Origin of the sequence: Elizabethkingia occulta, from assembly GCF_002023715.1 — a bacterium.
In the GTDB taxonomy this organism is placed as follows: Bacteria; Bacteroidota; Bacteroidia; order Flavobacteriales; family Weeksellaceae; genus Elizabethkingia; species Elizabethkingia occulta.
Window position 1 is genome coordinate 134,231 of record NZ_MAHX01000015.1, and the last position, 16,337, is coordinate 150,567.

14 protein-coding genes are annotated in these 16,337 nt (G+C 35.6%); 10 read left to right on the plus strand and 4 right to left on the minus strand.

The genetic code is table 11. From position 1 onward, the window contains the following. The 6 genes from BAZ10_RS10070 (at position 1) to hutH (ending at position 7,022) form a co-directional block, all read left to right on the plus strand. Complete coding sequence (locus BAZ10_RS10070; protein WP_078771950.1) at positions 1 to 2,655, plus strand: 4-alpha-glucanotransferase; 2,655 nt, start codon at positions 1 to 3, stop codon at positions 2,653 to 2,655. A gap of 123 nt (positions 2,656 to 2,778) precedes the next feature. Beyond that, a complete protein-coding gene (locus BAZ10_RS10075; protein WP_078771951.1) occupies positions 2,779 to 3,237 on the plus strand; it encodes a hypothetical protein in 459 nt (152 codons plus the stop codon). A 127-nt stretch (positions 3,238 to 3,364) separates the two neighbouring features. Beyond that, positions 3,365 to 4,348, plus strand: coding sequence for a glycosyltransferase family protein (locus BAZ10_RS10080; RefSeq protein WP_078771952.1), 984 nt, complete (start codon positions 3,365 to 3,367; stop codon positions 4,346 to 4,348). A gap of 100 nt (positions 4,349 to 4,448) precedes the next feature. After that, positions 4,449 to 4,868, plus strand: coding sequence for a hypothetical protein (locus BAZ10_RS10085; protein WP_078771953.1), 420 nt, complete (start codon positions 4,449 to 4,451; stop codon positions 4,866 to 4,868). Positions 4,869 to 4,946: 78 nt separating this feature from the next. Next, positions 4,947 to 5,456 (plus strand): ferritin, encoded by a 510-nt coding sequence (locus BAZ10_RS10090; protein ID WP_078771954.1) that lies wholly within the window; start codon positions 4,947 to 4,949, stop codon positions 5,454 to 5,456. A 72-nt stretch (positions 5,457 to 5,528) separates the two neighbouring features. After that, complete coding sequence (gene hutH / locus BAZ10_RS10095; RefSeq protein ID WP_078771955.1) at positions 5,529 to 7,022, plus strand: histidine ammonia-lyase; 1,494 nt, start codon at positions 5,529 to 5,531, stop codon at positions 7,020 to 7,022. 59 nt (positions 7,023 to 7,081) lie between these two features. On the opposite strand, the gene BAZ10_RS10100 is transcribed toward hutH, so the two are convergent. Both BAZ10_RS10100 and BAZ10_RS10105 read right to left on the minus strand, forming a co-directional pair. Continuing rightward, entirely contained in the window at positions 7,082 to 8,710 is a 1,629-nt protein-coding gene (locus tag BAZ10_RS10100) for an acyl-CoA carboxylase subunit beta (RefSeq protein WP_078771956.1), read from the minus strand. Between the two features lie 319 nt (positions 8,711 to 9,029). Next, a complete protein-coding gene (locus BAZ10_RS10105; protein WP_078771957.1) occupies positions 9,030 to 9,857 on the minus strand; it encodes a TerC family protein in 828 nt (275 codons plus the stop codon). 58 nt (positions 9,858 to 9,915) lie between these two features. Here BAZ10_RS10105 and BAZ10_RS10110 point away from each other — a divergent pair, with 58 nt between their 5' ends. Continuing rightward, complete coding sequence (locus BAZ10_RS10110; RefSeq protein ID WP_078771958.1) at positions 9,916 to 10,806, plus strand: DMT family transporter; 891 nt, start codon at positions 9,916 to 9,918, stop codon at positions 10,804 to 10,806. On the opposite strand, the gene BAZ10_RS10115 is transcribed toward BAZ10_RS10110, so the two are convergent. After that, positions 10,796 to 11,545 carry a 4-hydroxy-tetrahydrodipicolinate reductase gene (locus BAZ10_RS10115; RefSeq protein ID WP_078771959.1) on the minus strand — a complete coding sequence of 250 codons (750 nt, stop codon included), beginning with the start codon at positions 11,543 to 11,545 and terminating at the stop codon, positions 10,796 to 10,798. The genes BAZ10_RS10110 and BAZ10_RS10115 overlap by 11 nt on opposite strands. A gap of 192 nt (positions 11,546 to 11,737) precedes the next feature. Between BAZ10_RS10115 and BAZ10_RS10120 the strand changes: the two genes are divergently transcribed. Beyond that, positions 11,738 to 12,541 carry a hypothetical protein gene (locus BAZ10_RS10120; RefSeq protein WP_078771960.1) on the plus strand — a complete coding sequence of 268 codons (804 nt, stop codon included), beginning with the start codon at positions 11,738 to 11,740 and terminating at the stop codon, positions 12,539 to 12,541. Between the two features lie 37 nt (positions 12,542 to 12,578). On the opposite strand, the gene uvrC is transcribed toward BAZ10_RS10120, so the two are convergent. Then, entirely contained in the window at positions 12,579 to 14,381 is a 1,803-nt protein-coding gene (gene uvrC, locus BAZ10_RS10125) for an excinuclease ABC subunit UvrC (RefSeq protein ID WP_078771961.1), read from the minus strand. 97 nt (positions 14,382 to 14,478) lie between these two features. Between uvrC and BAZ10_RS10130 the strand changes: the two genes are divergently transcribed. Both BAZ10_RS10130 and BAZ10_RS10135 read left to right on the plus strand, forming a co-directional pair. Next, entirely contained in the window at positions 14,479 to 15,312 is an 834-nt protein-coding gene (locus BAZ10_RS10130) for a GLPGLI family protein (RefSeq protein WP_078771962.1), read from the plus strand. 137 nt (positions 15,313 to 15,449) lie between these two features. Continuing rightward, positions 15,450 to 16,271 (plus strand): GLPGLI family protein, encoded by an 822-nt coding sequence (locus tag BAZ10_RS10135; RefSeq protein ID WP_078771963.1) that lies wholly within the window; start codon positions 15,450 to 15,452, stop codon positions 16,269 to 16,271. The last annotated feature ends 66 nt before the right edge of the window (positions 16,272 to 16,337 follow it).

The window sequence follows — 16,337 nt, forward strand, 5'->3', positions numbered from 1 at the left end:
ATGAAGAAAGTACAATTCAATATTCACTACAGAACCGCTATAGGGGAGAGCCTTTTCATTAAAATAAAAGAACCAGGGACAGGTAAGGTATCAGAAGAAGAGCTTAACTATGTCTACGACAGTATCTGGCGTTTTGATAAGGAAATAAAAGAAGGTGATGCTGAATACCATTTTTTGGTAAAAAATGTTGCCGGAAGAATATTGAATGAAGAAATGAACGGACATGTGCTTAGCACATATTCCACATTTGATAACTATTGTATTTTCGATTCATGGAACAATAAAAATTTTCCTGAGAATTATCTTAATAATAAGATTCTTCATAATACTTTAAAAGGCAGGGAATTTCAAAAAATACAGCCTGAACAGAAAGAGAGTCATCTTTTCACTGTTCAGGCTCCTTTATATAATAAGGAAGAAAAAATTGTACTTCTGGGAAGTGCACCAGAGCTGGGTAACTGGGATCTGAATCATTATATAGAGATGCATCAGACAGATACTGTTACATGGGAAGTATTTGTTGATCTGTCGGATAATATATATGTTGAGTATAAATATGCAATTCTCGATATAAAAACAGGAGAGATCGTCTATGAGAATGGGCCAAACCGTAAAGTTCGGACAGCTCCGAATCCGGATACTCTTAATGTTCTGCATGATCATTATTTCAAATTTCCTGTAGAAAAATTGTGGCGTGCAGCAGGGGTAGCGGTACCTGTATTTTCATTGCGTTCAGAAAATAGTTTTGGAGTAGGCGAGTTTGCAGACCTTAAGCTGCTTGCAGACTGGGCAGAACAGACAAAACTATCAATGTTACAGATTCTGCCGATTAATGATACAACAGCCACCCATCAGTGGACAGATAGTTATCCTTATGCAGCAATTTCGGTATATGCACTCCATCCACAATATTTGTCGTTGGATAATTTAACTTATCCGCTTTCAGAAACATTAAAAGAAGAATATGTAAGCGAAAAGAAACGACTGAACTTATTATCTCAGGTCGATTATGTAGCCGTAATGAGTGGGAAGTTGAAATATCTGAAAGCTATATTCAACGGGAATAAGAACAATATCTTTATAGATAAAGACTTTCAGAATTACCGTATACAAAACTCATACTGGTTAAATGCTTATGCTGTGTTTTGCACATTAAGGGATATATACGGAACACCGGATTTTGGCAAATGGAAAATACTTTCAGTTTATAATGCTGAAGAGGCAAACAGGTTTTTAGATCCAGGTCACCCGGATTATACTACCGTGATATTCCACATTTGGGTACAATATCAGTTGCATTTACAGTTAGCAGCAGCTATAGATTATATACATAGTAAAGGACTGGCTATAAAAGGTGATCTCCCTATTGGAATCTACCGCCATAGTGTAGAAGCCTGGACAGAACCTGAATTGTTTGGTATGGACTTTCAGGCAGGAGCTCCACCGGATGAATTTACAGATCTGGGCCAGAATTGGGAATTCCCGACTTATAACTGGGAAGTCATGAAAGAAAATGCTTATCAGTGGTGGAAAAACAGATTTACAGCCTTATCCCAATATTTCGATGCCATGCGCATAGATCATATACTGGGTTTCTTCAGGATATGGAGAATGCCGGCATCTGCAGTACAGGGAATACTGGGTAGTTTTTATCCGGCAATTCCGGTAACTGTGGAGGAATTGGAAGATAAAAAAATCTGGTTCGATCGTGACAGGTACTGCAAACCTTTTATCAATGCTGATATTCTTCAGCATGTATTTGGGGATTTAAATGATGATGTGATTGATACTTTTTTTATAAAGGATAATGAACTTTATCGCTTCAGACCTGAATGCAATACACAGAGAAAAGTAGAAGCTTACTTTAAAGAACATAATGATTCGCTGAAGATTAAAGATCAATTGTATTATCTGTTGGCAAATGTACTTTTTCTGGAAGAAGAAACGGAGGAAGGTATCGTTTATCATCCAAGATTTAATCTTTCAAAAACCTTATCATACCAATATCTTGAAGAAGAGATAAAAGGTAAACTATTTGGTCTGTATATCAATTATTTTTTCTATCGTCAGGATCAGATGTGGAAAGAAAATGCAATAGATAAACTGCCTGTGTTATTACAGGCAACGGATATGCTTATTTGTGGTGAAGATTTAGGGCTTGTGCCGGAAGTAGTACCAGAGGTTATGGATGATCTTGCTATTTTGGCTCTGAAAGTACAGCGTTCTCCTAAAGAAAATATTGCTTTTTATAATCCCCGAAATGTAACTTATCTTAATGTAGTTACAACATCATCACATGATACCAGTACGTTGAGGCAATGGTGGAAAGAGGACAGTGTGCTTACTCAGAAATATTATAATGAGCAGCTGAACCAAAATGGTAAAGCTCCCGAAGAGTTAACACCTTATCTGGCAGAGATAATTATAAAACAACATTTGCATACAGAGGCAATGTTGGCGATATTCCCGATTCAGGAATTTTTCGCAACAGATAAAGAGCTTCAGAATCCGGATGAAAATGCAGAAAGAATTAATGTTCCTGCAATCTTTCCTCATTACTGGAGGTACAGAATGCATATTGGATTAGAAGATTTATTAAAAAATAAAAGTTTTAATCAAAAGATAGCTAATTGGATCACTACTTCCGGAAGATAACCTTTTTACATCCCGATTTTTCTTAATTCGAATATCGTATACTGAAAATAACAAATTGTAATTAAAACCGTTATATAAAAAATGGTACACTTTTGGGTATGCATCTTTAAAGTAAAATTGATTATGAAAAAGTTATTAACAGTATTAGCGTTAGGAGTATTTGCACTAGGCTTTTCACAAAATTATTATGACGACTACAGGGGAAGTGTTTCTTCTATCAACTGGAGAGATGTTGCTTCTTATTTGGGTCTAAACGGAAGACAGATAGCAGCTATTGATGTATTGAATAACCGTTATCCAACTTATGATTCCTGGGATCGTGCTTACAGAGGTACACCAGACAGATGGTACAGAGACCGTTATGGAGAAATGGAGCGTATTATGACGCCTGCACAATATAAACGTTTCTACGATCGTTATTACAGAGGACAAAATCCAGTATGGATATACGGTAAAAACTACGATAAGAAATACTATAAAGAAAGAGATAAGTATTATAAAAAACAGTGGAAAGAATATCGTAAACATTACAAAGATGATGACCATGGAAGAGGATGGGGTCGAAGAGATCATGATGATTAGTTAGAAGGCAGAAAGAGATTATCAATCAAAAAGAACCGGAAGAACAATCTTTCGGTTTTTGTTTGTTTCTGTGTTAAATTTTGTTAGCAAAAAACATCACATTAAGAAATGTATTTATCTTCGTAAGATGAAGATTTTGTATGCGATACAAGGTACAGGGAACGGACATGTAAGCCGTGCAAGAGAAGTGATACCAATTTTACAGCAATATGGAGATGTGGATCTTCTTATTAGTGGTACCCAGGCGGATGTAGGCTTGCCCTATTCTATAAAATATCAGCTAAATGGCTTTGGATTTGTCTTTGGAAAAAAAGGAGGTGTCGATTTTCGGGAAACGTGGAACAGGTTCAATACAAAAGCCTTTATATCGGATATTAAAAATCTTCCCTTACATGAATATGATGCAATTATCAACGATTTCGAACCCGTCACTGCATGGGCGTGCAAAAGAAAGGGTATAAAGAGTGTTGCTCTGAGTCATCAGTCTTCATTTTTGTCAGATAAAACACCGATGACAGAAGGTTTCCATTGGGGAAAGTTGATTCTGAAAAATTATGCACCAGCAACTTATCAGATAGGCTTTCATTTTGAGAAATATGATGACTTTATCCATACACCCGTTATAAGAAATGAAATCAGAAATCTGAATCCGCAGGACAAGGGGCATTATACAATTTATCTTCCTGCCTATAATGACGATTTTATTATTAACAAGCTTCAGAAATATAAGGATAAGGAATGGCATATTTTCTCTAAACATTCATCTCAGGCATATGAAAAAGAGAATATAAAAGTGACTCCTGTAAATAATGAGTTATTCAATAAATCCTTAGAAACCTGTAAAGGACTTTTAACCGGTGGGGGATTTGAAGGCCCTGCTGAGGCTCTGTATCTGGGAAAGAAACTGCTTTCTGTTCCTATGAAAAATCAGTTTGAGCAACAATGCAACGCTTTGGCAATGGAAAAAATGGGAGTGCCGGTTATTTGGAAAACTGCAGATTGGGAAAAAAAGCTGGATGAATGGATTTTCGATTCGGATGTTATTAAAGTTTCCTATCCGGATGAAACAAAAGACATTATCAGTAATATGTTTGAGCGCTATTTTAACTAAAATTCTGTTTTTTTAACGATAAATAACAAGAGGGTTCTTTAACAGAACTCTCTTTTTTTTATCAAACACATACAATTTCAATAATTAAAAACAGAACAAAATGAAAAAAATAGTTTTCAGCCTAATGTTAATGGGCGCTACAGGATTCGCATTTGCACAACAGACTACTGAGCCTATGAAGGCAGATCGTCAGGCTAAGAGACAGGAAATGATACAAAAACGTCAACAAAACTGGGATCAAATGAAAAAAGATCTTAATCTGACAGCTGACCAGGAAAATAAAATTAAAGCATTGCACGAGAAAAACGCCGCCGACATGAAGCAAAAAATGGCTGAGCGTAAAACCGACAGAGAGAAAATGAAGCAGGAAATGAAAGCTAAAAAAGAGCAGAATGATGCTGAAATGAAAAAAATTCTTTCTCCGGAACAGTATGCTAAATGGAATGATATAAAGGCTCAGAAAAAAGCTGAACGTCAGAACAGGATGAAAGCTTACAAAGAGAAATCAAAAAACATGTAAGAATATCATTTAAAATAAGAGAGCGAGAATTTTTCGCTCTTTTTTATTTTCCTTATTTTTGATATAAATATCTAAACTATGATCAGTACAAAAGTTGAATCTTTAATTAACGAGCAGATTGCTAAAGAACAGTATGCCGCACAATATTACCTTGCAATGTCTGCATGGTTTGAAACTCAGGATCTTGAAGGACTGGCTAATTATTTCAGAGTCCAGTCTAAAGAAGAGTTAATGCATGCTGATAAAATGTTTGACTATCTTAATGATGTAGGTGGAAAAGTAATTTTACAAACTATTCCGGCTCCTCCAAGTGAGTTTGCAGATGCACTGGATATTTTCGAGAAAGCATTGGCACATGAAAAAGAAGTAACCAAGAGTATTTTTAATATTGTAAAAGTTGCAACTGAAGAAAATGATTTTGCAACAACATCTTTCTTACAGTGGTTCATCAACGAACAGGTAGAAGAAGAAGCAACAGCTTCACAATATGTTTCAAAAATTAAAATGGTAAAGGATAATCCATCGGCACTGTATCTCTTTGATCAGGAACTGGCACAAAGAGTCTTTAACGCTGATGCAGGAGCATAAAATAAACCGCCGAAAGGCGGTTTATTTTTTTTAGTATGCCTGATTTTCTTAAATTTAAACAAAATAAAATTTATGAAGACTTACGGTGTAGATTACCTTCAGTATGAGGACATTATTAAGATTATAGAGGCTCCTGAAAAAGCAGAGATGTCTGCGAAAGCAATGCTGCAGGTTAAAAAATCGCAGGATAATGTAAAGAAAATCATTGCAGACGGGAAAACTGTTTACGGAATTAATACCGGTTTTGGTCCTTTATGTGATACTAAAATTTCTGATGACGAAATTTCTCAATTACAACATAACCTTATAATCAGCCATAGTGTAGGTGTAGGAAAACCTATCGATAAGAGATTGTCTAAGATAATGATGGTGGCAAAGATTCATGCTTTATCTAAAGGTTTTTCCGGAATCTCTCCACAGGTTGTGGAAAGACTTCAGATAATGGTAGAGAATAATATCATCCCGGTGATTCCTGAGCAAGGATCTGTAGGTGCTTCCGGAGACTTAGCGCCCTTATCACATATGGTATTGCCTCTTTTAGGTTTAGGAAAGGTATGGAATGGTGATCAGATTGAAGAAACTAAAACAGTTCTTGACCAGCACAATCTTGAGCCATTAAAGCTGGGACCAAAAGAAGGATTGGCTTTAATTAACGGAACTCAGTTTATGTTAGCTCATGGTGTTGCCGGTTTAGATAAAATGAAATATCTGTTGGATCTTGCAGATCTTGCAGCAGCAATGAGTCTGGAAGCTTATCAGGGATCAGCAAGTCCTTTCAAAAAGGAATTGCATGAAATAAGACCATTTGAAGGAAGTCAGAAAGTTGCTGAAAGAATGACTAAGCTTTTAAAAGGTTCTAAAAATCTTAAAAATCACGAAAACTGTGATCGTGTTCAGGATCCTTATTCTTTCCGTTGTGTACCGCAGGTGCATGGAGCAAGCCGTAATGCATGGCTGCATTTGAAAAGCGCTATAGAAACTGAATTGAATTCTGTAACCGATAATCCAATTGTAATTAGTGATGAGGAAGCCATTTCTGGCGGAAACTTTCACGGTCAACTGATTGCTCTGCCATTAGATTATGCGACATTGGCAGCTGCCGAGTTGGGGAATATTTCTGACAGAAGAAGTTATTTGTTGCTGGAAGGTAAATACGGACTTCCAAAATTATTGGTTGAAAGTTCAGGCCTGAATTCAGGATTTATGATTCCGCAATATACCTCTGCAGCATTGGTAACGGAAAACAAAACATTATGTTTCCCTGCATCTGCAGACAGTGTACCAACTTCTTTGGGTCAGGAAGACCATGTATCTATGGGAAGTATCAGTGGACGAAAATTCAATCAGGTTTTAGGTAACCTCGAAAATATTCTGGCAATTGAATTAATGTTTGCTGCCCAGGGCTTAGAATTCAGAAGACCATTGAAATCTTCCGCGATTATAGAAGAAGCTTATGACCTGATTCGTACCAAAGTTGCAAAACTGGAAAATGACCGTGAAATCGGAAAAGATATTCTTGCAATTGCAGACCTTATAAGAGAAAGAAAATTCAATGTGAATATCTAACAAGAAATAAAAAAGACATCCGTTTGGATGTCTTTTTTATTTAATCACAAATTATCTGATCAAACCTGGATAACTCCCAGGTTAAATTTCTCTGTAATAGGAGAGTGGTTGGCAGCCTCAATTCCCATGCTAATCCATTTTCTGGTATCAAGCGGGTTGATAATAGCATCTGTCCATAATCTGGCAGCTGAGTAAGTAGCCTGAGTCTGCTTATTATAATTCTGGGTAATTTTGTCCAGAAGTTCCTGATGTTCTTCAGCGGAAAGTTCTTTTCCCTGTTTTTTTAATGTAGCCTCCTGAATCTGTAATAAAACTTTTGCAGCCTGTGCTCCTCCCATTACAGCCAGTTCAGCCCAAGGCCATGCTACTATAAGACGAGGGTCATAAGCCTTTCCGCACATCGCATAATTCCCAGCTCCGAAAGAATTACCTGTAATGATAGTAAATTTAGGAACTACAGAATTAGAAACAGCATTCACCATTTTAGCTCCGTCCTTTATAATACCACCATGTTCAGATTTGGATCCTACCATAAAACCTGTAACATCCTGTAAAAACACCAACGGAATTTTTCTTTGGTTACAGTTTGCGATAAAACGAGTCGCTTTATCCGCACTGTCGGAATAGATTACACCGCCAAACTGCATTTCGCCTTTTCCACTTTTTACAAGTTTTCTCTGATTGGCAACAATACCTACTGACCAGCCATCAATTCTTGCTGTAGCACAAACAATGGTTTTCCCATAGTCTGGTTTGTATTCTTCATACTCACTGTTATCAACAAGTCTTTTAATAATATCATATGTATCGTATTGCTCCGCTCTGGAAGCCGGCATAATTCCAAAGATATCATCGGGATTCTCTTTTGGCTGTGCAGGTTCAATTCTGTCGAACCCTGCTTTATCATAATCACCAAGAGATTTCATGATATTTTTAATTCGGTTTAAAGCATCTTTATCATCCTTAGCTTTATAATCAGTTACACCAGATACTTCACAATGTGTTGTGGCTCCTCCTAGTGTTTCATTATCTATATTTTCACCAATAGCAGCTTTTACAAGATAGCTTCCTGCTAAAAATATACTTCCGGTTTTATCCACAATCATCGCTTCATCGCTCATAATTGGAAGATAAGCGCCACCAGCTACACAACTTCCCATTACTGCAGCAATTTGTACAATTCCCATGGAACTCATCTTAGCATTGTTGCGGAAAATCCGTCCGAAATGTTCTTTATCCGGAAATATTTCATCCTGCATAGGAAGATATACACCGGCAGAATCTACCAGATAGATTATTGGTAAACGGTTTTCCATTGCTATTTCCTGAGCCCGAAGATTCTTTTTCCCAGTAATCGGAAACCATGCTCCGGCTTTTACAGAAGCATCGTTGGCAACAATGATACATTGGCGTCCAGAAACATGCCCCATCATTACCACTACGCCACCACTAGGACATCCGCCATGTTCGGTATACATTTCATAACCTGCAAGAGCTCCAATTTCAATAGCGTTTTCAATATTATCCAGAAGATATTCAACTCTTTCACGGGCAGTCATCTTGCCTTCATCACGAAGTTTTTGCAAACGTTTTTCTCCACCACCTTTTTTTACCTGGTTCAGTACCTGATTAATTTCTGAAAGTTTTAATTTATTCTGATCTTCTCTTTTATTGAATTCTATGTCCATTGGGTTTATTTTATCCTCTAAATATAAGCTTTTTCAGAGGATTTTAAAATGATAGATTTTAGTGTTTTAAATTATTGATAAACAATATGTTATTTTAATATATTTTAACTTTTATTCTGTTGCATATGGATCGTGTTTTGAATAACTTTGCATGTAGGAAATGAGTTACGGTAAGAGGTAATTCATAAATTGTGTCTTAATAAAGATCAATTCCTAAGTTTATTTTTTTAATAGTTTATTATTTGAAGATCCCGAGTACTGATAAGGTACCCGGGGTTTTTTTATTGAAAAAACTTCAGAATTTCTGAAGCTTTTAGTTTTATAGTTTATCTATTGTCTCTGAGTTTTTCAAAGCCACGGGAGTGGTACTTTTCCGTAGTTTCATATTAATGAATTCTACAGCGAGCGAGAAGAAAATGGCAAAATAAAGATAGCCTTTAGGAATAACACCGACTTCCTGTTCGAATATTACAACATGTGCCAGGTGAGAAGATTCTGCAAGAAGCATTACCCCGATAAGAATAAGGAAAGATAATCCCAGAATCTGTATAGTGGGGTGTCTGTTTACAAAATGGCTTACAGGTCCTGCAAATGCCATCATAATGAAAATAGAAATAATAACCGACAGAATCATTATGGATAAAGCTCCGGTCTCACCAAACTCTTTAAAGCTCACAAGACCAACAGCGGTAAGGATACTGTCAAAAGAGAAGACAAGATTAAGAAGCGCAATTTGTACAATTGCACTATTGAGCCCTACTTTTTTAGTGTTTTCTGTTTTTAGTGCTTCCTCTCCCTCCAATTTATGATGGATTTCTGTTACACTTTTATAAAGTAAGAAAAGACCACCAAGGAAAATAATGATACTTTGTCCTGTTATTTTGCCATGGAACCAGCTGAGGTTAACTTCCAGTAAAACGGAATTCAGGCTAAGTACCCATTTGATTCCGAACAAAAGGGCTATTCTGAAAACCATTGCTAATCCCAAACCTATATTTCTGGCTTTAGGCTGGTCTTTGGGACTTAGTTTAGAAGATACGATAGAGATAAATACGATATTATCTATCCCCAGAACAATCTCTAAAAATGTTAGTGTTAGTAATGCAACCCATGCATCTGTAGAAGCGAAAACACTCAGGAAATCCATATTAATTTTTTGGGTAAAAATATGAATAATTCGCTAATTTTGTATTTTAATAATTATGATGTTCAGGTCTTCGCAGTTTCGGTTGCATTTAATCGTTTTTTTATGGGGATTTACGGCGATTTTGGGAAAACTGATTACAGTTGATGCCCTGAAGCTTGTATTTTTCCGGATGTTATTTGCGGCTTTATTTCTTTATCTTTTCATTAGGATTGTGAAGAAACAATCTATGAAAGTTTCCCGTAAACTATTCTGGCAGTTGATTGGTGTTGGCGGACTAATGGGTGGGCACTGGTTGTGCTTCTTTTATTCTATTAAGATATCCAACGTATCTATCGCATTGTCTTGTCTGGCTACAGTTACATTATTTGTATCTATACTGGAGCCCATTATTTACCGTAGGAAACTGGATTGGGTGGAGCTGTTGCTCGGACTTATTATTGTGTCCTGTATGCTGCTTATATTCAATGTTGAATTTGAACACAAAATAGGAATTATTTTTGGGGTGATATGTGCTTTCTTAGGTGCTACTTTTACGGTACTAAACGGAAAACTGTTTGGAAAAACATCCTCAGAAAATATCATTTTTTATGAAATCTTCGGAGGATGGATATTGGTTAGCCTATTTTTACTTGGATCTGGTGAAATTGGGTCTGTAGTAAATATAGACTGGAAGAATATCTTATTGCTTTTGCTTCTGGCCAGTTTTTTTACAGCCTATCCAATGTTGGAATCAGTAAAGCTCATGAAATACATCTCTCCGTTTACATTGGCACTCACTGTAAACCTGGAGCCTGTCTATGGAATTATTTTGGCTTATTTTATTTTTGGCAAGTCTGAAGAAATGAGTCCTGTATTTTACGGAGCTTCAGCAATTATGATTTTAGCTATTATCGTAAATGCTGTTATCAAAGCCAGAAGAAAAAAGACGGCGGAAGCTGTTATACATTAAAATAAGGATGTAATAAATCTTCGAATTTGTAGAATCCCGATTTTTTATCTGCAAGATGTTCGGCTGCAAATAGAGCACCATTACCAAAAGCATCTCTGGAAATAGATTCATGAATTAACCGTACCGTTTGAAAAGGAAAACCGAATATAACTTCATGTTTTCCTACAATGCCTCCTGCTCTTACAGTGTTTATGTTTTCGTCTTTTATATCTAAAGCATCTGCGATTCGTATAGCAGTGCCCGAAATCCCCTTTTTGTCTTTGAAGTGTTCTTCAATAATCTCGATATCAACAGAGGGCGCTATTTTTTTAAGAAATGTAGAGGCATAAAGTAAATAGTTGATTCCAAGTGTAATATTGGGTGACCAGAATACGGTAGCCTTTTTTGCCAGTTTTTTCAGAAAATTAATTTCTTTGGTGGTGTAATGAGAAATTGCAGAAATTATTTTTACATTCTTCCTGGCAGCAGCGTCTCCGTAAGTATATATTCCGTCCGAAGAAGAAAAATCTATGATTGCATCAACAGGGTGTTCGTCTAATAACTTTTCTATGCTAAGATTGTTTTCAGAGTAAATATTACCAGCGTCTGTACTTTCTATTCCGAAAAATTCAGAAGCACTTCTGTTATTTAGTCTGTTTGTTTTCCGGTAAATCCATTGCAAGGAATGTTCTTTATTCTGAAGAATAACAGATGCAACTGCTTTCCCCGTTTTTCCGAATCCAAAAAGTCCTATTTTCATAATAAAAGGTTTTAGTTAATATTCAGTGAATCTGTATAATCCAGAAATGGAATGTATTTATATAGTGTAAGTTACTAAAATATAAATAAAGCCTTTTACGGTTATTTTTATAATAAATTGAAAGATTCGGTGGTTAGAGTTTGTTTTTTGATTAATTTAGTTCAAAATTTTATTAGGTAAAATACCCATGTTATGAAGAAGTTATTATCAATATTCCTTATCAGTAGTGTAGTTACAGCTTATGGTCAAAAAATAAGTGACTTTCAGTACATCTATGTTCCGAAGACATTTGAAAAAGAAATGAACAAATATGATCTGAACAAGCAATTGGTAAAAGGATTAGAGAGTAAAAATTATAAGGTTATTCAGGAAGAGAAGGAAGATTGGCCCGCAGAATTATCACAAAACAGATGTAGTGTAGCACGTGCAAACCTTCTGGACAATAGTAGCATGTTCCGAAACAGAGTTATTGTAAAATTTAGCGATTGTAATGATAAGGTATTACTAGAGTCTAAAGGCATGTCTATGCAAAAAGAATATGAAACAGGTTTTCCGGATGCTTTAGAAATTTCTCTAAGAACGGTACCTGTATCTAATCCGTCTCAGACAATCAGTATTGTAGAAAATACGAAGAAGCCTAAAGAAGAAGCTGTAGCTAAAGTTGAAAAAGTTAAAACAACAGAAGCTGTTTCTGCTCCGGTAGTAACAAAATCTGAAGCTTCTTCACCTATTGCAACAACAAATAAAGCTGAAGTCTTCAGCAACGGAAAGATTAGTGTACAGAAGATCAATATGGGATCCGGTCAGTTTATTCTGGCAAGCGGAAGCAGCTCTTCTCCATATGCAGTATTTACTGAGACCAGCAAGCAGGGTGTTTACCGAGTGAAGATGGAAAACGGTGCTACAGCATTAGGCTACGCAGAGAACGGAAGCTTAATCATTGAAATTCCTCAGGCTAACGATACTTATCAGAAAGAAGTTTTTCAGAAGAAATAATGAGAATAAAAAAGCAGTGAATTAATCACTGCTTTTTTTATGTATTTTCGTTTCCGTTAAAATATTCGAATACCATTTTGGCTTTACTTTTTCCCAGAATTTCTTCCAGTGTTTCCATGTTGGCTTCACGGATTCGTTTTACCGATTTCATTTTGGACAGAAGTAATTCTATACTTTTGGGGCCTACACCCGGTATTTCTTCCAGTTCCGATTTTATAGTCGAGTTTTTTCTGCGGGTGCGATGGTGCTTCACTCCAAAGCGGTGGGCTTCATCTCTTACACGCTGCAATATTTTTAAAGTTTCCGATTTTTTATCCAGATATAAAGGAATAGGGTCTTCCGGGAAGAAAATTTCTTCCAGCCTTTTTGCAATACCAACAATTGTTATCTTACCATATAGTCCAAGAGTTTTCAAACTTTTTATTGCAGAGCTAAGCTGACCTTTACCTCCATCTATCAGGATTAACTGTGGTAAATCTTCTCCTTCATCTAAAAGACGGCTATACCTGCGTAGAATAACTTCTTCCATCGTAGCAAAGTCATTAGGACCTTCCACCGTTTTTACATGAAATATGCGGTAATCTTGTTTACTAGGCTTGCCATCTTTAAATACAACACACGCAGATACGGGATTTGTACCTTGAATATTCGAGTTATCAAAACCTTCTATATGTCGAGGTTCAACAGGCATGCGCAGATTTTTCTGCATTTCTGCCATAATACGGTTGGTATGTCTTTCCGGATCTACAATTTGTACCTGCTTTAGCTTTTCCAGGCGATATTCGCGGGCATTCTTTTCGGAAAGTTCTACAATTCGTTTTTTATCACCAACCTTCGGGACAATAATCTTTGCACCCGGAATTTCTACTGAAAGATGGAATGGAAGATAGATTTCTTTGGATTTTGAGCTAAACTTCTGACGAATTTCTACTAAAGCCTCTTCCATAATTTCTTCGTCACTTTCCTCCAGAACTTTTTTAATTTCTGTAGTAAAGGATTGTACGATGGAGCCATTATTAATCTTAAAGTAATTGACATAAGCTGCAGATTCATCTGAGAAAATTCCGAAAACATCCACATCATTTATATAGGCATTTACAACCATACTATGCGTTTGGTAATCTTCCAGGATTTCGAGTCGCTCTTTTACCATTTGAGCATTCTCGAATTCCATTTTTTCTGCAAAATGCATCATTTGCTCTGTCAGATACTGCCGGGCAATCTTGTAATCACCTTTTATAATCCCACGGATGGCTTTAATCTTGTCATTGTATTCCTCTTCAGATTCCAAACCTTCACATGGGCCAAGGCAATTCTTAATATGGTATTCCAAACATACTTTGTATTTTCCATCATCAATTTTGTCCGGACTAAGATTGAGGTTACAGGTTCGTAGTTTATAAATCTTCTTAATAGTATCGATCAGAATTTTTGCCTGCCGGGGCTTGGCATAAGGTCCATAATATTCGGATCCGTCTTTTATAACATTTCGGGTAAGAAAAACTCTGGGAAAAGACTCATTTTTAATGCAAATCCAAGGATAGGTTTTATCATCCTTTAGCATTACATTATAATATGGATTAAGCTCCTTAATAAGGTTGTTTTCCAGTAAAAGAGCATCATACTCACTATTTACAATAGTGGTTTCAAGGCGTATTATTTTGGATACCATAATACGGGTACGGTAGCCACCATGATTTTTATTGAAATAGGAGAGGACTCTTTTTTTTAGATTTTTGGCCTTACCTACATATAATAAGTTGTTGTCTTTATCATAATAACGATAAACACCTGGATCTTGTGGTAAGGTTTTTAGCTGAAGTTCTAAGTTGGGATTCACAGAGTAAAATTACGAAAAAGTACTTGACGTTAATGATTTAAAAAGGTATAAGCAAAAATTATATCTTTATCAAAAGTTATTGCTACCAAATTATAAAATGAAAAATCAGACCTTAATATTTTTATTTTGCTTTTTAGCAAGTCTCATTAAATCTCAGAAGATTGAGTTTAATGGAGAAATTCCAATGAGATTCTTTTCTTTTAGTGGAGAGACGCTGGATAAGAGCCAGCAAAATATATACTATGAATTCTCTTTTATTAAGAGATCGAAATCCAAGATACAAACGATATGCGTTTTAGAATTGGGCAAATCAAAATCAAAATTTTCTGATCTTAATAGTATTAAGTCTGATTCCCTGACGAAGATTTATAATACCCAAAAAAGGGTTACAAATGAAGAATTTAATAAATTGTTTCAAATGAGAGGTAAGTGGAATAATGTTTTGATAAAAGATAGGGATAATAAAACAATTATAGTTCAGGATCGTGTTCTTAACGCTTATCAATATGATGAAAAGCAACCTGATTTTAATTGGAAACTTGAAACTGAAACTAAGATAATACTAGGATACAATTGTAATAGAGCTACAACGCAATACCGAGGACGGAAATATGTAGCCTGGTATACTACTGAAATTCCTATTAGTAATGGACCTTATGTTTTTGAAGGACTTCCGGGACTAATTATGGAAATAGAAGATAATAAAGATGAGTTTCATTTTAAAGCGGTTGCAATGGATAAAATACCAAGAGAAATCTATAGAAGAAATGATAAGGAAATTCGAATTGTTACCCGAGAGCAATTCAGGAAACTTGCAAAGGATTATCATGAAAACCCAGGTTATTATTTGGGAGAGACTTATGATGCAGCTGGAAACCAAATACGAGACAGAGGAAAGTCTATTCCCTATAATCCGATTGAAAAAGAATAATTTTAAAAGTATTAAAAATAGTTTTTTGTTATAAAATATGATCAACTATTCACTTAATATTTATAGGAAAAACATTTCCGTAACACTAAAAAATTAGTTAAATTTAATTTTCACAAAATCAGATTTAATAATATTATATGAATAGAAAAATTACACTTTTTATTTTCCTTTTAATTATCAATCAATATTTTACCCAAAATATTAAAGAGGAAAATATAAACAGATTCACGTATGAACTTGCCTATAAAATAGATTCAACAGATTTAGGAGATGTAAGAAAAGAACTTTTTTTTCTGGATGTCTTAGGAAAAGAGTCGCGTTTTGCCAGTAAGAATAAGCTGATGAAAGATTCTGTTATTTATTCTGTCGCTGTTACCAACGATGCCACAGCAGCGCTTGCGATGATGGGGCGGATGAAAACAAAGTTTAATTATAATATTTATACTAATCCGGATAAACAGGAACAGATGATTGTAGAGACAATTGGTATGAAGAATTATAAATATCAATTTCCACTTTCAAAAATGAATTGGAAGATAGAAGATGAGGTTAAAAAAATAGGTGTATACAATTGTCAGAAAGCAACGTTGGAAATAGGTGGTCGGAATTGGACAGCATGGTTCACACCAGATATTCCATTAAATTTCGGTCCATATAAATTTCAGGGATTACCGGGACTGATTGTTTCAGTTTCGGATGAAAAATCCCATTACTCCTTTATGTTGCAGGGAAATAAAAAAGAAAAAGTACTCTTTTCCCCACTGACAATACAGCGTGTAACGGAGATAAAACCTAAAGATTTAGCAAAGCTGCGGGAGAATGCTAATGGAGTAGGAGTATTTAATATGAGCGGATTTCAGCTAAGCCCTGAAATGCAGCGTGAAGCAGAGAAAAGATTGAAGGAAAGAGAAAAGAAAGAAAACAATCTTCTGGAGTTAAAGCCATTTGAAGTATTTTAAGAAGTGGTCTCAAAAGAAGCCATGTTGTGCCTGTCGAAACATTTCCAATTACAAAGCACTGATCGT